The organism is Ammoniphilus resinae (genome assembly GCF_017873965.1).
GTDB classification, from domain to species: domain Bacteria; phylum Bacillota; class Bacilli; order Aneurinibacillales; family RAOX-1; genus Ammoniphilus_A; species Ammoniphilus_A resinae.
In genome coordinates, this window is record NZ_JAGGKT010000002.1 from 389,531 (window position 1) to 409,582 (window position 20,052).

Consider the following 20,052-nt stretch of genomic DNA (forward strand, 5'->3'; position numbering starts at 1 on the left):
CACCACCTCTAAGTTGTTGTTCTGTCGTTTGTTTCATCTATAAAAACATCGCCCTGTTGATTTACCTCCATATAAGAAACATCTTCAACAGACTCAATCCCTTTATCCTTTAAGGTGCCCATTAACCATTCTTTCGATTTACCGTACTCTTTGAGTTTTTCCTCATCGATTTCCCCATCAATAATTAACTCAATGGAAGGTGTAGATTTCGTAGGTTTCAAGTTTAGATCCTGAGGGGTTACCGGGATATGTTCTGCTTTTTTCAAAATCGAAAGGCTGCCATCTGTTTCCATTACCGCATATTCAATTTCGGCAAGAGAGAAAGCATCTTTCTTTCTTAGCAACATTCGTAAATTATCCAAATCAAGCCGAAGCTTTTTTAGATTATTTTCTAGGATCTTTCCGTTTTTGATTACGATTTTTGGCTCTCCTTCCGTCAACTTTCTGACTTTCCTTGATTTCTCCGCTATATAAGAAGCCAAAATCGTTAATCCGCTTAAAAGTCCTAAAGCAAGCATGGATCTACCCAAGGAAATGTGAGGGTCAGCCAACACACCTGCGGCGACATCACCTATAATTATTCCGGTTATGTAATCAAAATAGGTAATGTGTGAAATTTGCTTTTTCCCCTGAAGCCTAGTCAATAAAAGCAGGCTTAAAAAAATCACCGGAACTTCCCAAAACAACTCCAGCAATGCTTTATCCAATATCATCCCTCCCAGATTATTATCTGCAATTAAACAAAAAAAATGACCACCCTCTATGGGGTGGTCCGATTATTTAAATGAAAGGGGGTATCAATTGAATTAATTTAAATGTACCATAGTTTTATTAAAGCTAAGTAACCAAGCTGTTACAGTTATGTTACAAAAATTAGATAGTGTCTAACAAGAGGAAACTAATGTCGTAATTAAAATGCACAAAGTATGGCCGATTCTCATCACTAAATATCAGTAATTTAGGTTCAGATGTGGGACTGAGGAACAAAATTAGTTCCTCTGCATAAAGGTCCATCCATTGATTTTTAATCATGACAGGTGGTTCCATGGGGATCTTTACTAAGTACCCATCGTTAGGTTCAATCTTCAAATCAGATACCATGCCGGTGATAGTATACACCATATTTTTTATCTCTTGTTGTACTTGAGGGGTATTGACGATGTGTTTAACAACCTTGCCCCGACTAACATCAAACACTTCAATTTCCGAGGCTTCAGCGACTTGTCCAAAAAGTTGTAGAATAAAAACGAGGGTTAAAAGGATAATGCAAGTTCTTAACAAGAAAATCACCTCAGGGATAGTATTTGTTACTAAAATAAAAAAAGACAGGGAGATTTCTTCCTGTCCAGATCCGATCAATTTATTTGAGGAGGTATTCCCTTTATTCCTTAGGCTCCTGCAGCAATAATCACTAACAGGATAAACAAAACAAGAACAATTAAAAACTCTTCGTCGTTAAAAAGACCACCTGCAAATAGGCTCATTCCCTCTCCCCCTTTCCCCATGAATGTACTTTTATTTTATGAGCCCCTGATGATTATGCTTGTATAGCTGTCTAAATCCAGAAAAATTTAGGCAAAAAAGGGACCAGCCTTTTAGGCTCGTCCCATTGCTTCATATCTAACGAGAGTTTTAACATTAACCAAAACCCCTGCAGTTCCTAGAAATGAAAGCCCTACCTCTCTTTCATCCTTACGGCTCCGAAGACCGATCCAGGGGAATACTATATCCATAAATAATACTAAGTCAGCCAGGAAAAATAACTATGTGAATTACATCATGTGATTTATATGGGGTTTTTGTTAACTTGGAGAATGAAGTGAAGTCAATATCTTATTATACCTTAACCTTTAAGAAATTGCAAATTCTGCTCTCAGCAAGGTGGAACGCCACAATAATTTCTTTTTATGCGGCGAAATTGACTAATTATGCGTTTCTTTTTTAATATTTACGTGGTTTTGATGCAAGCCTAAATCTGATTAAATGTGCAATTGGCCTTATCAGCATTTCCTAAAGATTGAATACTAGGCTGCCGTAAAGACCCTTTAGTAGTCCATTCTAAATAGTTTACTTTCACTGTTATGACGGGATTAATCCAAGTAACCTCCTTGCTTCTTTCAGGAATATTAGTAAAAGGTTTTGCTTCGATCTTTAGTTTCTCAACAATCTGAGTGATATTTTTCCAATCCTCTTGTGTCAATTTTCCCGTCCCCGCATGCCCAATGTACCAAAGTTGTCCCTTCTCATCGTAGAGTCCAAGTAAAAGGGCGTTGACCATACCCGCGCGATAAGTCACTCCACCAACTACCGCATAAAGATCCTTAATTACCTTTTTCTTCTGCCATCGTTTATCTTTGCCAGCAATCGCATAATGACTTGCAAGGTCTTTGATAACAATGCCTTCCATACCATTTTGTCTAATCACTTCAAATAAAGCATCGGCATCGGAATAGGTCATGACCAGTTGTGCATAATCCTTCGGCATAATAATTTTTGAAAGCACATCGATTCTTTCTTTCAAGGGCCTCTGATTAATCCACTGACCGTTATAAAAAATCACATCAAAAATCATATAAGTAATTTTCACGGCCCTTTGCGCAAGTTTTACCTGCTCCATCCTCCGAATCCCATCACGTCGCATCACCTCGTGGAAGGAGGGTTTCCCATCCTGACCTAGTGCAATGATTTCCCCGTCCAGAATAACAGAGTTCGCCGTACAAAATGACTTTACATCTGCTATTTCAGGATAATGGAGTGTGCGCTCATTGGCTTTCCGGTTAAAAAGCCGAACCTTCTGACCATCGTAATATGTAAGAACACGTACACCATCCCACTTTACCTGTGCAATCCATTGATCACCGTCAGGCAGTTCTTCTGTAGTTATCGGCTCAAATGGAATAATGGGTTGTAGTTGCATGGAAAACTCCTAATTTCCTTCTTTTTTGACTATTATAAGTGAGGTGTGCATCGGTTCCTGTCTTGGCGGACTCAGAAGCCGTTATTTGCATAAAAATCTCCATAATTGACCCTAAAATCTCGATATAGCGTCTCCTCTGTCCGGAACCCCATAAAAGATGATCTTTTTTTCAGAAATAGCGTCTCCTGAGTCCGGTCTGAACGCTGTCCCCATAGTAGCACCTCAACCTTGCTCAAAGCCCTCCTCGGGGATCTTGACATCTTCTCCAGTACCCTGATAATTTTCTATGGTCGCATCAACGGTTCCTTCCATATAGACGTCAGACACCTGTTCATGTGTCACGGCCAACCCGTTTTCAAGCTCCGAACCAGATTGGTAATCAGTTACCTCATAATTTTTAGCTGCCAACTTATCGTTTGTTGCAATTTTTTTATTTTCCACATCAATGGCTCCCTTCAAATAGGAAATCTCTTTATATACTGTCCCAATGATTACCACTTTTTATGTATTTGTCTAGAAGCAAGCATTATCACTTTTCACAGATTGACATTTCCCCTTTTCATCAGTAAAATAGGTCCATAAAAGTATAATCGCGGCAAAGATGGTTCAATAGTACCTGTATTCTCTTTTCAGAAAGCGACCTGGGGATGGTGGAAGCCCGGGAAAAGACACAGGGAAACGGCAAACCGGAGCTGTAGACAAATCAAGGTGGACAAGCAAACATTGCCTGTCAACTAGGGTGGAACCGCGGGTGCAACAGCTCTCGTCCCTAGGCATCATTATGCCTTTGGGATGAGGGCTTTTCTATTTTCATTAAAAAATAAAGGAGTAGGACAGAAACATGAGTGTAACTATGGATCAAATTGTGGCTTTAGCAAAACATCGCGGCTTTATTTTTCAAGGCTCCGAAATATATGGTGGGCTGGCTAATACATGGGATTATGGCCCACTTGGCGTAGAACTAAAGAACAATATTAAGCGTGCTTGGTGGAAGAAATTTATCCAGGAATCCCCTTATAACGTTGGTCTTGATGCAGCAATTTTAATGAACCCAAAAGCATGGGTGGCGTCAGGACATGTGGGAAACTTCAACGATCCAATGATCGACTGTAAAGAATGTAAAGCACGCCACCGTGCCGACAAATTAATTGAAAATGTGTTGGCTGAAAAAGGTATCGAAATGGTTGTTGATGGGCTTTCTTTCGAACAAATGGCCGAATTAATCAAAGAACACAACGTTGCTTGTCCAGACTGCGGTGCCCATCAATTTACCGACATTCGTCAATTCAATCTAATGTTCAAAACCTTCCAAGGTGTAACAGAAAGCTCGGCCAACGAAATTTATCTTCGTCCAGAAACAGCACAGGGGATTTTCGTAAACTTTAAGAACGCCCAACGAACCATGAGGAAAAAGCTGCCATTCGGAATTGGACAAATTGGAAAGAGCTTCCGAAATGAAATTACTCCTGGGAACTTCACCTTCCGGACTCGGGAATTCGAGCAAATGGAACTCGAATTCTTCTGTAAACCAGGAGAAGACCTAAAATGGTTTGAATACTGGCGTAATTTCTGTCATCAATGGCTGCGTTCCCTTGGGCTAAAAGAGGAAAGCATCCGTCTTCGTGACCATTCCGAAGATGAACTTTCTCATTACAGTAATGCAACAACGGATATTGAATTTAAATTCCCATTTGGCTGGGGCGAACTGTGGGGAGTCGCTGATCGGACAGATTATGATCTTAAACAGCATATGGAGCATTCCGGCGAAGATTTCCATTATATTGATCAAGAAACAAATGAAAAATATGTTCCATATTGTATCGAGCCATCACTGGGTGCAGATCGGGTAACATTGGCCTTCTTCATTGATGCCTACGAAGAACAACAGTTGGATGGCGGCGACAGCCGTACCGTCATGCATTTGCATCCTGCAATTGCACCTTTCAAAGCAGCAATTTTTCCTTTATCGAAAAAATTATCCGAGGGGGCACAAAACGTATTCCAAGATCTAGCCAAGCATTTCATGGTTGACTACGACGAGTCCGGCTCCATCGGAAAAAGATATCGCCGCCATGATGAAATCGGAACACCTTTGTGCATAACCTATGATTTTGAATCTGAGCAGGATCAACAGGTAACGGTACGTGACCGTGACACAATGGAACAGACAAGAATGCCGATTAGTGAACTGAAAGCCTTTATCGAATCAAAAATTCAATTTTAAACCAAATAAAAGACACTCTAGCGGATAGAGTGTCTTTTATTTATGAAATCGGGAACCGATGAATAAGATGATTCCCTCGATTTTGCAGCATGGTTAAAGAAATTAATTTCCAAACAATGTGAATTAGGATAACAAACAAGATGTTTTCTGTGAGGATGAACAAGACCGCTAGCAAAAAACCTATAATTCCAGCAAAACAAGCGTTCATCCATCCGCGTGGGAGGTAGATCAGACCATAAAGTAAAGAAGAAAGCCCTACCGCCCAATCGAGGTGTGCAGTGATCATGCCTACTCGATCAATAATATAGTAACGGAAAATCAATTCCTCAAAAAATCCCGAGCTGAATGCTAACAAGATAATTCCGTACCATTTAGGAATGGATGCATAATAGTTTGTCTCTTCCATGTAAAAACTTGTTCGCTGTGTCTCTCTCGGAATTGAGTTGTATACAATACGAAAAACGATTAACAAGACAACCAATCCAGTTATACTTAAAATCGTAGCAATCGCAAGATCCCCTAGGTCCCATGAAATCGGAATCGGAGTGAATATTCCACGCTGCCGCTCAAGCGAAACGATCACGAGAAAACAGACACCCATCAGTAAAAAATACAGAAACCTTTGATGCAAAGGTTCATCAAACTTAAAATATGAAAATAACCCTTTCAATATGTATTCGATTGCTATGATCGTCCCAACTAGTAATAGAATATCAAAAAGAATCATTCCGTCCACCTTTTGGATTAGTTAGTCTTTTCTGATGCTCTTATTATAAACTGATTCGACCGGAATAAATGTGGAGATTTTATGAACCCTTACTTTTGCCAAGTGGCTCAAGGTCCGCACCTAATACCTCTAAAGCTGACTTAGCCAAGGCTTTTTGCCCATCTTCTGTCGGATGGAAATCATAGCTCCATACTCGCACAAAAGAAAGCTGCTTCCCTTCAAACTCTCCATGTGCATCGGCCACAAAAATTCCGGAAAGCGGGTCTTCCAATGTTTTTATGGCTTCATTTGCTGGCATAATGACCTTTTCATTTAGATTATGTAAATACTGCAAAGCTGAAACATTAGGGAAGGGGTTATACAGATTAAACAGGACAATCGGGGAATTAGAATGCTTGCGAATCTCCTTGATCGCTGCTTGCAAATTGCCCTTGATTCCTTCTGCGCGTTTTCTTGCCTCTTTCAATAATTCTTCGAGTTCATCCTGACTAGGTTGATAGGATGGATCTTTTTGAAAGCCTTTAATTAATTGGCTGGATGCGTCTATTAGATCATTGCTGCCGATGGTGATCGTAATAAGATTAGAATGCTTAATGGCTGTTTGATACTGCATGGTTTGGATAGCATCTAGCAAATCCTTAGAAGTCGATCCGGTCACCCCAAAATTTTCTACTCTCGCATGATCACTCATCAAATAGGGAAAGGCTATTTTCGAGGGTTCTAGCGGTTTTTCATTTAAAAATAAACCAAAAGTCAAGGAATCCCCCATAGCTGTAATCCGTATCAAATCCTGATATTTCCAAGTATCTTTATTAATTTGCTGCTGTGTTGGTCTTTTCTTGAGTTCCCCATTCATCCTATGATCTGCTAGATTCCGTATAAATTGAATAGCCTCTGCTCTTGTTAGTCTCCCATCTGGATCAAATCCCTGAATAGAACGATCGGATCGTCCTTTGGAAATTCCACTTTCCAATAGAAACACGATCGAGCCATCCGTATCGTAATTGAATCCTTGGGTTGCTGTAATAAGTTGCGCAACCTCTTTGCGCATGATGGGGTCTTTTACATTCCCCTGAAGAGGTAAACGAAACTGAGTAGCCAACTGATAGTAGGGAGTAAACCAATCCCCATTTGGATCCTGTCCCTCGATCATTCCAGCCTCTGGAAAACTACGAAGCAGCATCACAGCAAATTCCGATTCTGTTACCGTTTGGTCAGGTCTAAACCGATGATCCGCATATCCTTTAACAATCTCGGAAGATAGAGCCCACTCTATCGTTTCCTTGGCCCAGTGATTTTTCATATCAATGAGTGTATCCAAGGATTCTGCTTGAACTGGAAGATTACAAAGAAAAGTTGCAAAAATGAAACTGACTAACCTTTTTTTCACAAGGATCCTCCCTCTTACACTACTTTCTATACGGGTTTTAACCCCTTTAAAATAGTTTACAGCAAGCTGCTCAACATTTAAATCCCAAACAGAAAAAGGCCGACACGAAAAGTTCAAGATTTCGTGTCAGCCACTAGTGCTTTTTATTTTCTTTTTCTCATAATATCATACGCATTTACAGGCCGATCAACTTTGAATCGAACTCTTTGCAATGGCGTATTAGCCACGCTGATTTCATTTCCATCTTCGTCCCATATCTGCGTAATTTTTTGTTCAAAACGATCCCGTTTAGGCCCAATCATTTCAATTTCCTGACCAATTGCAAAACGATTCCGCTGTTCAATCGTTGCGATCCCTGTGTTCTCCTCATAATCCAGGACAATACCAGCAAAATCGAACTGGGCCACCTTTGGCGGAGTGCCGAAAATCTGGTCCACATCTGTTGGAGTATGATAGTAAAAACCTGTTGTAATCGGACGATTTGCTGCTTTTAAAATTTCTTCCATCCATTCCTCGTTAAATCGGTAGTTTTCGGGCTCTTCATAATAAGCGTCAATTGCCCTCCGATAGGCATTCACAACCGTTGCCACGTAATGGATGGTTTTCATTCGCCCTTCAATCTTAAAACTATCCACCCCAGCCTTGATTAGATCTGGGATATATTCGATCATGCATAGATCCTTTGAACCCATCGTATACGAATCATCGTCCGGGGAGATGGGCTCCATCCCGTCTTCTCCATCCTCAAACAAATCATATTTCCAACGGCAGGATTGCGCACATCCCCCGCGATTAGAATCACGATTCGTCATATGGTTGGAAAGCACACAGCGCCCCGAATAGGAGATACACATGGCCCCATGGATAAAGGATTCTACCTCAATATTGACATTTTCTTTAATCTTGTGAATCTCATCCATGGTGCACTCCCGGGCTAACACTACCCTTTTTACCCCTTCTTCAGCCCAAAACTTTAGTGTTTGCCAATTAGTTGTAGAGGCCTGGGTACTCAAATGAATTTCTAACTCAGGCGCTGCCATTGCACAGATTTCAATAATCGCAGGATCCGCAATAATCACGGCATCTACCCCGATCTTATAAAGGGTCTGGAAATATTCTTCCATCCCCGTAAAATCCTCATTATGGGCAATAATATTTGCCGCGACAAACACTTTGGCGCCATGACGATGGGCAAATTCAACGCCCTCTTTTATTTTCTCATAACTGAAATTTCCAGCCTTTGAACGCAGGCCAAATTTTTCACCGCCAATATAGACGGCATCCGCACCATACATCACAGCAAACTTTAATTTATCCAAATCTCCAGCTGGGGCCAATAATTCAGGTTTCTTACGTGTTTGAACTGCCGTAACCAATTCTTTTCCTCCTGACTTAATAGACTTGTTCCTTAAAATAAAATCCTGTTCCAAGCGGACGTGTCTCTGGTTGAATCCTTTTTATTTCTTCCATCCATGCTGAATCTACACCACGGTTCGGATCTTCCATAAGATCGTCAATAGCCCGGCGATAAACAGAAACAACGGTTTCGTTGTACTCCGCTGACTTTAAGATTCCATCTATCTTTAAGGCATCAAAGCCATGCTGTATAAATGTCGGAAGTTGCTCTATCATACAGATGTCCTCTGCACTCATCACATGTGTCCCTTGTTCATCTTGAAAAATGGGATAATTGGCATCATCCCGGTTATCTTCTTTAATATATAGTGGAAGATCCAACTCTCTTCCATCCTTTCGATGATCCATATAATTGGACACTAGACTTCTTTTTGAATGAAAGATACAAGTCATGCCATGGATTTGGACCTGCACTTCATGCGTTGTATTTTGCTTTACACCAATGACCTCTTCAAAAGATAACTCTCTCGCCAGTATAGCCCGTGAAGCCCCTTTTTTTCCCCAATAGTTTACTGTTCGATAACTAGTTGAAGTCGTTTCCGTACTCCAATGCAAAGGAATCGTTGGAGCGTTTTCGCGGGCTGCCATAAGCACCGCCGGATCTCCAAAAATAATGGCATGTACGGAGAGCTCTTGCAGTTGTCCAAGATACGATGCGAGCTCTTCCACCAAATCTGGGTGAAATAGTGTATTTACAGACACATAGACCTTTTTATCAAAATGGCGTGCGATCTGCATCGTCTCTTTAATCATGGAAGAATCAAAGCTGCCAGGCATCCTTAAGGAATAACGGGCTTGTCCAATTTCAACCGCGTCTGCCCCAGCCTGAAACAATCTTTGTACTTCTTCAACAGATCCCGCACTGACAACTAGTTCGGTTTTATTTGTCATTCGCCTCATCAACCTTCTACTTAAGATTAAGTCGTACACTTTACAATACCTAATGATGAGTCTATTTGACTGTGATAAAATTCACAGCCTAATAAAATAGAAGACCTCCCACATTAATGACAGAAGGCCTTCTAAGATCGTCTGATCTCTTTGATTAATTGGCATACGATCATCCCAATGCCTATGGAGCTTAAAAGCCATATAATGAAAAGCCCATCCATGGACCATTCCCCCCACTTTATGATATGCGAAGATTCCAAAACGGTATAGATTAATACACACCTTAATTAGATTCTACTGTCCCAATATGTTGAAAAATGGTATAATAAAGTAAATTTAGAAGTGAGGAGTTTTGAAAATGAAGGCAGAAGTTCTTTTTGAAGCATTATCTGATATTCGAGGGCGAACCTTAAAAATAGTGCAAGATATACCAGAGTCAAAATGGAATGTCATTCCTCCCGGATTTCGCAACCATGTACGCTGGCATCTCGGTCACATTTTAGTTAGCCAAGAAAAGATGCTTTTTCTTTTGAACGAAGAGGCCTCCTCGATTCCAGAAGGGTTTAGCGAATATTTTGCAGGGGGAACAGATCCTTCAACATGGGAGAGTCAAGAAGGATTGCCGGAGGGAGAAGTCATTCTTCAATTACTTAAGGAGCAACCTAAGCGGATCAAGCAAACATTTACTGAAAAATTGCAGCAGCCAATGGTACACCCCTTTACAAGTGCCACTGGAATTACATATAACACGGTTGAAGAAATGCTTCATTTTTCCTTATACCACGAAGGGATCCATGCAGGGATCTTAATGGCCATGAAAAAAATAATCTAAGCAAAAAGCCCTTAATCGGGCTTTTTCTTTATCCAAGCTTCGTATAGTAGTTGGCATAATGGGAAGCAACAAAAGAATAAGGCTTAATCTTTGGCTGGTAGCCAATGGAATGAATGACATTCATCATTTCACTGACATAGATACTTGTTTTATTTTTCGACCCTTGGCCAATATCGAGATGGCATTCTTTCGTTAACGATGCCCCGGGATAGTTCGCAATGATTTCCATCATTTGCTGTTCTTTGTCATCATCAAAATAGGAAGCAATATGCCCAGTTAGATTGGTTTCTGTCGTAATTTTTTCTTTCAATTCCATCTTTCGATCCTTAACTTTTCGATAACAAGCCCAAACCCCTTTTCCCATGCGCTGAATCACAATCCCCGTGACAAAGGTGGTGTGATTTCGGTACACTTGGGAATCAGTTCCAATCATAAAGCGAAATTCCCCATGTGGATCTATACTCATGAACCTTAATACCCGCTGAAAGACTTCTTCCAGGGTCATGCTTTTCTCTGAGGTGTTCTGAAAACTGAAGTCATGAATGATAAAAGGTTTTGCCTGCTTCATCTTTTTATCACCTACATTCATGTTGCTATTTTTCGTTTCCTTCTTCCTCACTTCTTTTGGATGAATCCTTATGACTGTACCTATAATCTTCCCATTTCGTTGATCGGTATAAGGGAAATAATCCCCTTTCATTTTTCTCTCTTTTTTATTATATTCTGCAAGTGCGAGCATATCACGGCATATCCAACATAAAAAAGAAAAAACACCGTATAGGATAATCCTAATCGGTGTTTTTTAACTCTACAATGCCCTGGATAAAAGATCCATAATGTGAACAGCCTCCATCTGACCATCCAATCCTGCGCGGTGAATCCCCTGTTTCATTTGCAATAAACAACCTGGATTTGATGTGACGATATAATGGGCTTTGGTATTTTTTACATGCTCCATTTTGTCATCCAGAATATCCATCGACATGTCAAAGTTGGTTAAATTATAGATTCCTGCAGATCCACAACAACTGTCAGCATTTTTCAACTCAACAAATTCAACTCCTGGAATACTGCGGAGTAGACTACGCGGTTGGTTTCGCACACCTTGACCGTGAGCCAAGTGACATGAATCCTGATACGTGATACGGGCATTCAATGGCTTGTTAAAGGTAAGCGGAGGAAGTTCTGCCAACAGTTCATTCGCATCCCTTACCTTGGAAACAAAACGAAGTGCCCTTTCCATCCATTCCGGATCATCATGGAACCAATGATGGTATTCTTTCAAAGCTGCTCCACAACCCCCGGCATTGTTCACAATGTAATCCACGTTTGCCTTTTCAAATGCCTCGATGTTCCGCTTGGCCAATTCCACTGCACCTGGCATCTCTCCTGAATGGGCATGTAGCGCTCCACAACAGGCCTGCTCCTCTACAAAATAGATTTCACATCCTGCTTTACTAAGTAGTTTAGCTGTTGCCTGGTTTGTTTCATAAAACATGACATCCATGATACAACCAGTAAACATCCCAACCGTATATGCTTTGTTCCCTTCAGGATTCATTCTTGTTTGTCGGGATTTTCTTTCCCGTGGGGAGGCAATTTGGTCCACCGCTTGTTGCATTTCAGCCATCTCCCGGGGCAGAATACGCATTAACCCCGTTTTTGCTGCCAAAGATTGTAGTCCACTAGCCTGCGCGGCCCATAAGGCCGTTCCCAGTAGCTTCATTCGTTTCGGATGTGGAAACAACTGTTTAAAGACCAAATTTTTAACGAAGACATGTTTAGGATTAGTTTGTTTTTCATTTTCCACGACGACTTCCCGTGCCGTTTCAATCAGACTTCCGTATGGTACACCTGCTGGACAAGCAGTTTCGCAGGCGCGGCACCCTAAACAGGCAAACATATTTTTCTCGAACTCCGCATCAATGGGCAGCTGTTCTTTGGCGACACCTTTCATCAAAGCAATACGTCCACGAGGACTATAAGACTCCAAACCAGTCTGTCGATAGGTCGGACAGGCCGGAAGGCAGAATCCGCAATGCATACAGTTTAAGATTTCATCCATGTTAAACTTAGATAACAGACCGTTTTTTGTTGCATTCGATTCACATGCTGGCTTGAAATCTTCCAGTTTCATTTCTGCACTCATTTTTTCACCACCAATCTTCGGCGAGTGCTGCTTGGGAACATCTTTCCAGGGTTCATAATGTTATTCGGATCGAAAGCCTCTTTTATCCGCTTCATTAATTCAATTCCACCTTCTCCAACTTTTAGGTGGAGATAATTCATTTTTGCAGCACCAACCCCATGTTCTCCCGTAATCGTACCGCCAAGCCGTAAGGCTGCTTCGAATATCTCTGCAAACGCCTGCTCAACACGATGAATTTCTTCTTGATTCCGCTCATCTGTCATACAAGTAGGATGTAGATTCCCATCCCCTGCGTGGCCGAAAGTACAAATATCAACCTGGTATTTCTCCGCAATGCGTTCTACTTCCTGAACGATTTCTGCCAATCTAGAACGGGGAACAGTGGCATCTTCAAGAATGGTGGTTGGGCGCAAGCGGGACAATGCAGACAAAGCAGCTCTACGGGCAGCCAACAGTTTTGCCCCTTCTTCTAATGTATCTGCCACTTTCACTTCGACTGCCCCTTCTTGCTTGGCAATCTCGGCGATTTTCTCTATGTCCCTTACAACGACATCTTCAGGTCCATCTTGCTCGATTAAAAGCATGGATTTCATATCTAAAGGCAAATTAAGCTTGGCAAAATCATCGACCACTTTCATCGTCCCTTGGTCCAAAAATTCCATAGTAGCAGGTACAATTTTATTGGCAATGATTTTTTCAACCGTTTTAGCGGCATCGACAAGGTTTGCGTAATAAGCAACTAAAGTCCGCTTGGTCTCGGGCAGTGGAACAAGCTTCAAGGTAATTTCCGTGACAACGGCCAAGGTTCCTTCGGATCCAACAAGTAAGCGGGTCATATCATATCCCGCTACGTCTTTCACATTTTTACCACCACAACGCATAATTTCACCGGTTGGAAGAACATATTCCAGCCCCATGATATAGTCCTTTGTTACCCCGTATTTTAACCCGCGCATTCCGCCAGCACATTGTGCCATATTGCCACCAACAGTCGAAATCCGCATGCTGCCTGGATCCGGTGGATAAAATAAACCAACAGCCTCTACTGCACCATGTAAATCTGCTGTCACTACGCCTGGACCAATGGTAGCGGTTAAATTTTGTTGGTCAATTTCATAAATTTGATTAAACCGATTCATGTTAAGCACTATTCCACCATGAACAGGAATGGTACTAGCGGCAAGATTCGTTCCCGAACCGCGAGGAACAATCGGGATGAGATGTTCGTTTGCGAGCTTAAGAATTTCCGCCACTTCCTGCGTTGTTTGCGGTATAATTACCGCATCTGGCATCGATTGAAAGATTGGGGTTGCATCATAAGAATAGGCATATAATTCATTCGGACTATCCAAATACCATTTTTCCCCAACAATCGAAATAAATTGCTGCTTCAATTCAGGCGTAATTAACGTTTCCTTCTTCACTTCACTCTGTATGTTTTCCAATATGTACACCCCAACTTTCTACAATTCAGGTCATCTGATGATTACCTTGAGTCTATCATATTAGAAAAAAGTTGTATACGATGAACTAGGTGGTCTTAAAAAAGAAACGTAGTTTTTCCACAACCTACCAGTGACAAGTTATTCTTGTTATGATAAATTAATAGTCGTCCTCTTGCTTCAGTGTTTAGGCAACATGTTTCTTGACAGGACGGGGAAAAATATCGTAAGATAAACATGCTTTTAATTTGCGCTCGTAGCTCAGCTGGATAGAGCGGTGGTTTCCGGTACCACGTCTGCCGGGGGTTCGAATCCCTCCGAGCGCGCCAATAACATACATATCGCTCCTGCGATGTGCGTGGCATCTTTATTGTTTCGAACCTTAGATGTATAACGGGATTCTAATATTTAGTCTAGGACACTGTGCCCTACCATGGGGTTAGTGGAGCAGATTGTGCAGAAACCCACCTGCGAGAGCGGGTTCATGAAACAAATTGGTGTTACGGCATAGGCGGGGTTTATATTTTATCATGGCGGTCGTGGCGAAGTGGTTAACGCATCGGATTGTGGCTCCGACACTCGTGGGTTCGATTCCCATCGATCGCCCCATTAAAAATGCTGGTGTGGCACAGTTGGTAGCGCACTTCACTCGTAATGAAGGGGTCGGAGGTTCGAGTCCTCTCACCAGCACCATTTATATTCGTTCCTCCAACGTCGATTCATCTCCTTGCTGGAACGAGATCGTTGTACCCGAAGGGTGCACCATTAGTAGTTATTCTGACTACGTCGAATTTTCACCTTGCTAGAATAACATCAGTAGTCCTCGAAGAGGGCACCATCTGAAAGCAATCCTACTACGTCGAGTATTCATCTCGCTGGTTTGCAATCGTTGTCCTTTAGGGCACCATCTACGTTGATATGTTACATAAATCCAACCCTTGTATATCAAGGGTTTTTCTTTTTATCCCACTCACTTGTTGGTAAACCCGAGCAGCAAGCATCTAGCAACTTGAAGATCTTTCATCCCTATTTTTTCCTGTGATTGATCTTCATCGCGCCTTTGAAGTTCAATCCTTCCTTCTCTTTGCCCTTGATTGATATTCATCCAGCCTATGAAGTTCAATCCTTCCCTATTTTTTCCTGTCAATGATCTTCATCGCTCCTATGATGTTCAATCCTTCCCTATTTTTTCCCATGATTGATCTTCATCGCGCCTTTGGAGTTCAATCCTTCCTTCTCTTTGCCTTTGATTGATATTCATCCAGCCTATGAAGTTCAATCCTTCCCTCTGGACTTTTCTCCTCTATTTTTTTCTAGCGATAAAACTTAAAAAAGGAATAAACCCAAAAAACCTTCCATCTTCAACTCTTTGTGAAGCTTCCGCTTTCAGTGCCTTGGCAGTTTCCTCACTGATTTGACCAAATTCAACAAGCCGTTCGATCCCCCGTTCGAGAAAATTAACCATATAATCGGGTTTTGTTGCTAAGTAACCGTAGCTTTGAACAACCAAATTATCAAAGCCCATCGACGAGATAAGTGCAGGAAGCCTGCGTACCAACCAGATGTCATAGCAATTATATTTCTTCATAATTTCAATACAGGCTTGGAGTGGATCATGCTCCCCAATCGCTACAGATCTAAGGCTGTAGTCTCCATCAAAGATGACCAGTTGGCCACCTTTTTTCAGGACGCGATAGGCTTCGCGTAAAAACAGCTCCGGGGAAGAAACATGGCATAAAACGGTGTGAAAGACAACAGCATCAAAACTCTCACCCGGGAAAGGAAGTGATTTCCCGTCGCCGACTAGATAAGTTATATTTTCATTTTGAGTTAAAGACTTCGCTTTCTCTACAAAAATAGGGGACGGATCAATTCCAATGACCTCTATTCTATCTCGTTGTTTAGCAAGCTCACGTGTAATTGCCCCAGTCCCGCACCCCACATCCAAAACCCGCATTCCATCCACCCATTTGACTTCAGACAAATACGTATTAATTATTTGTTTCATATGGGGATCCGCAGCTCTGATTTCCAAGCTATTACTCAATTTTAATTGGACATCCTCATTTAATTCAGAGATGTTTGTGTATGGATCTGACATGATACCTCCTCAGAATAACTAAAGTAAACATCACGAAAACACTGTCGATACATTTTCCACATCTTCAAGATTCATTATCGTGTCTGCAATGTCTTTCGCCTGTTTCTCAGATATGACCTTCCCCGCAAGCCCTAGGAATTTTCCTCTTAATTCTAGCTCACCCGCTGGATTTTCTGGATCCCCTTTGGGCGCATGAGTTTCTTTCGTCAATTTCGTCCCATCAGCATAATGCACGGTAACCCGCGAAGGCCATAAATTGGGGTAAAGAGCATCAAGCGCAGGGTCTACTCGTAAATTCACTTTTTCCGTCAGGCGACGAATCTTTGGATTAAAAAGGTTTTCTTCCGTAAATTCATCCAGACCTGTTTTCCCTTTTACAAGCATCAAAGCAGCCGCATAAGGCAAACTGAATTTCGATTCAAACACCGAGCGTGGGTCTGGCTTATCCGTAATATTCAAAGCGACTTGATAGGTTTCTACCACCACTCGCTCTACTTCCTCTATTTTTGAACCGTTCTCCCGGAATATCTCCTGCACACAGTCAAGGGTAGGATGGATATGCCTACAGCAAGAATGGATTTTATAAGTGTTTTCCATAATCTTATATCCTTCTCCAAGCCGATGAAATAAAAGTTCCTCCTTCACCTCTTTAACCAATCCCGCAAAAAAACCGCGGCGTCCCTCCAAGATCTGGCTTGCAGCGGTAAACTGTTGTTTGGCCAGAGCAGCAGCGAGCAGACCGTTACTGCAAGCCTTCGCAGGATGAAGCTGTTTGCTCATCGCCCCATCTTCAATAAATTCCCACAATCCCGCAGCTTGCGTACCGGCGCTCCCCAATGCATGGACCATCTCATCCACAGATAGACCCAATAGTTTTCCAACGGCTACGGTCGCCCCAAACGTCCCTACCGTACCCGTGGTATGGAAGATTTCATAGTGGGAAGGGCTGACTGCTTCCCCAATCCGAATAGCGACTTCAAAACCAAGTGCCACTGCTTCTATTAACTCCCGTCCGGTCGCCTGTTTCCATTCAGCCACAGCAAAAGCTGCTGGAATAATTGACGCGCCAGCATGGAGAATAGAAGCCTTGTGTACATCATCCAATTCAAGAATATGGGATGCTCCCCCGTTAATAAGAGATGCGTAGTGGACCGATGTCTTCTCAAAAGTGACAAAATTAGTTGATTGGGGCAACCCTCCAAAAGTATTTAATGTTTCCGAAAGGATCTTAGCGGGTTTTTCCAGCCCCCCTGCAATGGCCGAGCCTAACCAATCGAGAATGGCCAGTTTTGTTGCCATAATGGCATCTGCAGACATTTGTTCATATCGATGCGAAATCACATATTCTGAAAATCTGCGTGAAAATGTCATCGTTCCTCCCCTTCCTGATCCAAGTCTGTTATGTAGTTCCTACTCATTTTAGCATAATTTTTAGAATATATTAATAATTTTATAAAACAAATGTAATAGGCATAAAAAAAGCAACTATTTAACCCAATAGCTGCAAGATTGACTGTAATGAACCGAAATTTTCTTAACGAATAAGTTTTTCCAACTCTTTAATTGTAGGGAGGTCTTTAAAATGGTTAACCTGAATGGTTCCGTTTTCTCCCTGGTAAGAAGGGATCGTCCAAATCTTTTGATCCACAGCCAATTGAAAGTCCGCCATAACTTGCTTTATATACGACGGATTCTCAAGTGCTCCCTCAAATGCAGCTGGACTTAGTCCTACTTTTTTTGCAATCTGAGATAAAATCTTTTTATCCTCAACAGACTCGCTATTTTGCCAAATCGCCTCAAAAATGGCTTGCTGATAAGCTTCATATACTCCTTGTTCTTTCGCATACTTCCCGCCAACATGCGCCAAAAATGTTTTAGCCTTTTTATTGGGAGGTTGTATTTGCAATCCTAGCTGATCCAAGAGTGTTTGAAGAAACTTTTTCGCATTTTCCCCGTATCCCTCGGGCTTTGCAGGTGGATGTGCATCTGCAGGCATCTCCCAGGCTCTCCAATCCAATATTCCCCCTTCTTTTGCCAACGGTTTTAGAGACACCGTCTCCGTATAGCAAAATGGTCAGTTATAGTCAAAGAAGATGGTTAAGTTCATTTTTTCTCCCTCTCTATCTTATTTTGAACACAAGATTTCACCAATTATTATTATTCACAGGCCACCCCGTCGTGATTCCCATCCAATCGGTGGTCCCCATAACCCGCACGGACTGAGGCTTCCATAAATGCAGTGGCTTCTTCACTGTTTGCAAAATCCTTACAATCCTTATCATTTGCGAAATCTTCTTTCGTCCACTTTTCCTCATACTTCTTCTCCATCCATAAAATCTTTTTCACTCCATTTTACACCAATCTTTTCCCGGTTTGCTTAGACGACTCACTTCTCTATTCGAAGAAATTTCCCCATCTTTTGAAACCTAAAATAAGGCAGAAACGCATTTCAATTGCAAAAACTCCTTCACAATTTTGTCACATGATGCTACTATGGTTCTAACTAAACATACCGTGTTTTTTAGATAGATAATGTAATACTTGGGAGATGTTCAGATGAAACCACAACCGATTAGTCAACCAAACCTGCCACCCCTCTCTATGAAATCAAGATTGATTCATTTACGAGGGTATTTTCTTTTTTCCTTAGCTTTGCTTTATGTTTGTTTTGTCATCACAGAAAAGATTCCGGCTTCTTTAGTCATCACATTAACCTGGATGACGTTTATTATTTCCCTGCCCTTTATGTCTAAATTACCGAGATTATTAACGATCATCATGCTAACCCTAGGGCATGTTTTATTTTTTATCTATGGCGGAGATTTTCAGTATTGGCAGGATGCTCTTTTTCAAAGTTTACCTTTTGTAGCTTTGTTCGTTTCGGTTCCATTGCTTTCGATTCCCCTTCGGGTGGGTGGGTACATCGAATTTATTGTTACCTTGATGCATCGCTTTAAAGAGCGGCCAGTCTTTATGCATGGTGTGGCTTCCTTATGTTCGTTCCTACTATCCTGTTTTATGAATCTGGGTTCCATTCGAATTATGGATGATCTGTTTGGCAAAAGCTTTCAGCATAATCAGGATCGTTTTGTAAAAGCCGTGATGCAGGGTTTTTCCTTATCAGCCATGTTTTCACCTTATATTGCAGGGGTTGCCATTGTTCTTTATTTGCTTGAAGTACCGATCATATCATTTTTGCTATTGGGGATCATTCTGATTTTACTAGGCGTAGCTGTATCCATTATCTTAACCTATATGGATACGCGTAATTCAGAAGAAATACATTCGAAAACAGATACGGTTGAGGGAAAAGCGGACCTTCGAATAGGCGGGCAATTACTCATTGCTTTTATAGCCCTATTTATGACCATTATTTTAGTAGATCATTTTTTGCAGATTAATCTGGTCATCATCATTAGCTTAATCGCTTTTACCTTTCCATTTTTATGGACAATACTCATCAAAAAACAAAGACAATTACCTGATCAATTAAATAATTATCGCAAACAGGTTATTCCAAATGTACACAATGAATCGGTCATGATTGTTTCGGCATCCTTTTTTGCCCAGATGGTTCGATTGACTCCGTTTCCAGATTATTTAGGGGAAGGATTTGCTCTAATCAATCATTTTTCCTTGGTTCTAACGCTAGTTCTAATGCTTGCTTTGATTCTAGGACTATCTGTCCTTGGTGTTCATCAAATCCTTCCTATCACAATTTTTGCCAGTCCTTTTTTTGCTGAAGGTATTGGCTTACAGCCGGTGTTATTAGCGCTTGTATTGGCTACTGGCTGGGGAATGTCAAGTTTAATGGCACCGATCTCAGCTTTAAATATCTTATCCACCCAGTTATTTAGGCTATCCTGGCGGCAATTGGTAAGCTGGAATGTGCGGTTTGTCTGCGCCGTTTCGTTATCGGTTATTTGTACAGTTTACCTGCTTCATTTCATCATCTAAGAGAAA

18 protein-coding genes, 3 tRNA genes, 1 other RNA gene and 1 pseudogene are annotated in these 20,052 nt (G+C 41.5%); 7 read left to right on the top strand and 16 right to left on the bottom strand.

Going from position 1 to position 20,052, the window contains the following annotated elements:
* Nucleotides 1–8: 8 nt before the first annotated feature.
* From J2Z37_RS05970 to J2Z37_RS05990, 4 genes are all read right to left on the bottom strand, one after another.
* Nucleotides 9–707, bottom strand: coding sequence for a DUF421 domain-containing protein (locus J2Z37_RS05970; RefSeq protein ID WP_209809310.1), 699 nt, complete (start codon nucleotides 705–707; stop codon nucleotides 9–11).
* A gap of 166 nt (nucleotides 708–873) precedes the next feature.
* Nucleotides 874–1,281 carry a hypothetical protein gene (locus tag J2Z37_RS05975; RefSeq protein ID WP_209809311.1) on the bottom strand — a complete coding sequence of 136 codons (408 nt, stop codon included), beginning with the start codon at nucleotides 1,279–1,281 and terminating at the stop codon, nucleotides 874–876.
* 688 nt (nucleotides 1,282–1,969) lie between these two features.
* Nucleotides 1,970–2,917, bottom strand: a complete 948-nt coding sequence (locus J2Z37_RS05985) for an ATP-dependent DNA ligase (RefSeq protein WP_209809313.1) — start codon at nucleotides 2,915–2,917, stop codon at nucleotides 1,970–1,972.
* Between the two features lie 222 nt (nucleotides 2,918–3,139).
* Nucleotides 3,140–3,358: a YozQ family protein gene (locus J2Z37_RS05990; RefSeq protein WP_342453787.1), complete on the bottom strand. Its 219-nt coding sequence runs from the start codon at nucleotides 3,356–3,358 to the stop codon at nucleotides 3,140–3,142.
* A gap of 400 nt (nucleotides 3,359–3,758) precedes the next feature.
* Between J2Z37_RS05990 and J2Z37_RS05995 the strand changes: the two genes are divergently transcribed.
* The gene (locus J2Z37_RS05995) at nucleotides 3,759–5,141 is read left to right on the top strand and encodes a glycine--tRNA ligase (RefSeq protein WP_209809314.1); all 1,383 of its coding nucleotides are present in this window, start codon (nucleotides 3,759–3,761) and stop codon (nucleotides 5,139–5,141) included.
* A gap of 40 nt (nucleotides 5,142–5,181) precedes the next feature.
* On the opposite strand, the gene J2Z37_RS06000 is transcribed toward J2Z37_RS05995, so the two are convergent.
* The 4 genes from J2Z37_RS06000 to J2Z37_RS06015 form a co-directional block, all read right to left on the bottom strand.
* Entirely contained in the window at nucleotides 5,182–5,868 is a 687-nt protein-coding gene (locus J2Z37_RS06000; protein ID WP_209809315.1) for a CPBP family intramembrane glutamic endopeptidase, read from the bottom strand.
* Nucleotides 5,869–5,947: 79 nt separating this feature from the next.
* The gene (locus J2Z37_RS06005) at nucleotides 5,948–7,258 is read right to left on the bottom strand and encodes a GDSL-type esterase/lipase family protein (protein ID WP_209809316.1); all 1,311 of its coding nucleotides are present in this window, start codon (nucleotides 7,256–7,258) and stop codon (nucleotides 5,948–5,950) included.
* 143 nt (nucleotides 7,259–7,401) lie between these two features.
* Nucleotides 7,402–8,553 carry a peptidase U32 family protein gene (locus tag J2Z37_RS06010; RefSeq protein ID WP_209809535.1) on the bottom strand — a complete coding sequence of 384 codons (1,152 nt, stop codon included), beginning with the start codon at nucleotides 8,551–8,553 and terminating at the stop codon, nucleotides 7,402–7,404.
* Nucleotides 8,554–8,650: 97 nt separating this feature from the next.
* Nucleotides 8,651–9,565 carry a peptidase U32 family protein gene (locus J2Z37_RS06015; RefSeq protein ID WP_209809317.1) on the bottom strand — a complete coding sequence of 305 codons (915 nt, stop codon included), beginning with the start codon at nucleotides 9,563–9,565 and terminating at the stop codon, nucleotides 8,651–8,653.
* Between the two features lie 358 nt (nucleotides 9,566–9,923).
* On the opposite strand from J2Z37_RS06015, the gene J2Z37_RS06020 reads away from it, so the two are divergent.
* Nucleotides 9,924–10,397: a DinB family protein gene (locus J2Z37_RS06020; RefSeq protein ID WP_209809318.1), complete on the top strand. Its 474-nt coding sequence runs from the start codon at nucleotides 9,924–9,926 to the stop codon at nucleotides 10,395–10,397.
* A 28-nt stretch (nucleotides 10,398–10,425) separates the two neighbouring features.
* On the opposite strand, the gene J2Z37_RS06025 is transcribed toward J2Z37_RS06020, so the two are convergent.
* From J2Z37_RS06025 to J2Z37_RS06035, 3 genes are all read right to left on the bottom strand, one after another.
* Nucleotides 10,426–11,136 (bottom strand): ribonuclease H-like YkuK family protein, encoded by a 711-nt coding sequence (locus J2Z37_RS06025; RefSeq protein ID WP_342453788.1) that lies wholly within the window; start codon nucleotides 11,134–11,136, stop codon nucleotides 10,426–10,428.
* 69 nt (nucleotides 11,137–11,205) lie between these two features.
* On the bottom strand, nucleotides 11,206–12,546 hold the full coding sequence (locus J2Z37_RS06030; RefSeq protein WP_425340308.1) for a (Fe-S)-binding protein: 1,341 nt from the start codon (nucleotides 12,544–12,546) through the stop codon (nucleotides 11,206–11,208).
* Nucleotides 12,543–13,982, bottom strand: a complete 1,440-nt coding sequence (locus J2Z37_RS06035; RefSeq protein WP_425340312.1) for an FAD-binding oxidoreductase — start codon at nucleotides 13,980–13,982, stop codon at nucleotides 12,543–12,545. The genes J2Z37_RS06030 and J2Z37_RS06035 overlap by 4 nt, the downstream gene beginning before the upstream one ends.
* A 256-nt stretch (nucleotides 13,983–14,238) precedes the next feature.
* On the opposite strand from J2Z37_RS06035, the gene J2Z37_RS06040 reads away from it, so the two are divergent.
* The 4 genes from J2Z37_RS06040 to J2Z37_RS06055 all read left to right on the top strand — a co-directional run bounded on the left by J2Z37_RS06040 (nucleotide 14,239) and on the right by J2Z37_RS06055 (nucleotide 14,681).
* Nucleotides 14,239–14,317: transfer RNA gene (locus J2Z37_RS06040), tRNA-Arg, on the top strand.
* A gap of 12 nt (nucleotides 14,318–14,329) precedes the next feature.
* Nucleotides 14,330–14,510, top strand: a non-coding RNA gene (gene ssrS, locus J2Z37_RS06045) — 6S RNA.
* An 11-nt stretch (nucleotides 14,511–14,521) separates the two neighbouring features.
* A tRNA-His gene (locus J2Z37_RS06050) sits at nucleotides 14,522–14,597 on the top strand.
* A gap of 8 nt (nucleotides 14,598–14,605) precedes the next feature.
* Nucleotides 14,606–14,681: transfer RNA gene (locus J2Z37_RS06055), tRNA-Thr, on the top strand.
* Nucleotides 14,682–14,958: 277 nt separating this feature from the next.
* Here J2Z37_RS06055 and J2Z37_RS25750 read toward each other — a convergent pair.
* The 5 genes and pseudogenes from J2Z37_RS25750 to J2Z37_RS25755 form a co-directional block, all read right to left on the bottom strand.
* Entirely contained in the window at nucleotides 14,959–15,093 is a 135-nt protein-coding gene (locus J2Z37_RS25750; RefSeq protein WP_280922161.1) for a hypothetical protein, read from the bottom strand.
* Between the two features lie 198 nt (nucleotides 15,094–15,291).
* Nucleotides 15,292–16,089: a methyltransferase domain-containing protein gene (locus J2Z37_RS06060; protein ID WP_209809319.1), complete on the bottom strand. Its 798-nt coding sequence runs from the start codon at nucleotides 16,087–16,089 to the stop codon at nucleotides 15,292–15,294.
* A 30-nt stretch (nucleotides 16,090–16,119) separates the two neighbouring features.
* Complete coding sequence (locus tag J2Z37_RS06065; RefSeq protein WP_209809320.1) at nucleotides 16,120–17,460, bottom strand: MmgE/PrpD family protein; 1,341 nt, start codon at nucleotides 17,458–17,460, stop codon at nucleotides 16,120–16,122.
* A gap of 163 nt (nucleotides 17,461–17,623) precedes the next feature.
* Nucleotides 17,624–18,151, bottom strand: a pseudogene (locus J2Z37_RS06070) (DsbA family oxidoreductase); the annotation flags it as partial.
* 95 nt (nucleotides 18,152–18,246) lie between these two features.
* A complete protein-coding gene (locus J2Z37_RS25755) occupies nucleotides 18,247–18,435 on the bottom strand; it encodes an excalibur calcium-binding domain-containing protein (RefSeq protein WP_342453789.1) in 189 nt (62 codons plus the stop codon).
* Between the two features lie 210 nt (nucleotides 18,436–18,645).
* On the opposite strand from J2Z37_RS25755, the gene J2Z37_RS06080 reads away from it, so the two are divergent.
* Nucleotides 18,646–20,046 carry a hypothetical protein gene (locus tag J2Z37_RS06080; protein WP_209809322.1) on the top strand — a complete coding sequence of 467 codons (1,401 nt, stop codon included), beginning with the start codon at nucleotides 18,646–18,648 and terminating at the stop codon, nucleotides 20,044–20,046.
* Nucleotides 20,047–20,052 lie beyond the last annotated feature (6 nt).

What these genes read in the sequence shown, in the direction of transcription:
- J2Z37_RS05985 (WP_209809313.1), bottom strand. Translation starts at nt 2,917, where the DNA reads ATGCAACTACAACCCATTATTCCATTTGAGCCGATAACTACAGAAGAA.
- J2Z37_RS05995 (WP_209809314.1), top strand. Translation starts at nt 3,759, where the DNA reads ATGAGTGTAACTATGGATCAAATTGTGGCTTTAGCAAAACATCGCGGC.
- J2Z37_RS06000 (WP_209809315.1), bottom strand. Translation starts at nt 5,868, where the DNA reads ATGATTCTTTTTGATATTCTATTACTAGTTGGGACGATCATAGCAATC.
- J2Z37_RS06010 (WP_209809535.1), bottom strand. Translation starts at nt 8,553, where the DNA reads ATGTATGGTGCGGATGCCGTCTATATTGGCGGTGAAAAATTTGGCCTG.
- J2Z37_RS06015 (WP_209809317.1), bottom strand. Translation starts at nt 9,565, where the DNA reads ATGACAAATAAAACCGAACTAGTTGTCAGTGCGGGATCTGTTGAAGAA.
- J2Z37_RS06020 (WP_209809318.1), top strand. Translation starts at nt 9,924, where the DNA reads ATGAAGGCAGAAGTTCTTTTTGAAGCATTATCTGATATTCGAGGGCGA.
- J2Z37_RS06025 (WP_342453788.1), bottom strand. Translation starts at nt 11,136, where the DNA reads ATGCTCGCACTTGCAGAATATAATAAAAAAGAGAGAAAAATGAAAGGG.
- J2Z37_RS06030 (WP_425340308.1), bottom strand. Translation starts at nt 12,546, where the DNA reads ATGAGTGCAGAAATGAAACTGGAAGATTTCAAGCCAGCATGTGAATCG.
- J2Z37_RS25750 (WP_280922161.1), bottom strand. Translation starts at nt 15,093, where the DNA reads ATGAATATCAATCAAGGGCAAAGAGAAGGAAGGATTGAACTTCAAAGG.
- J2Z37_RS06060 (WP_209809319.1), bottom strand. Translation starts at nt 16,089, where the DNA reads ATGTCAGATCCATACACAAACATCTCTGAATTAAATGAGGATGTCCAA.
- J2Z37_RS06065 (WP_209809320.1), bottom strand. Translation starts at nt 17,460, where the DNA reads ATGACATTTTCACGCAGATTTTCAGAATATGTGATTTCGCATCGATAT.
- J2Z37_RS06080 (WP_209809322.1), top strand. Translation starts at nt 18,646, where the DNA reads ATGAAACCACAACCGATTAGTCAACCAAACCTGCCACCCCTCTCTATG.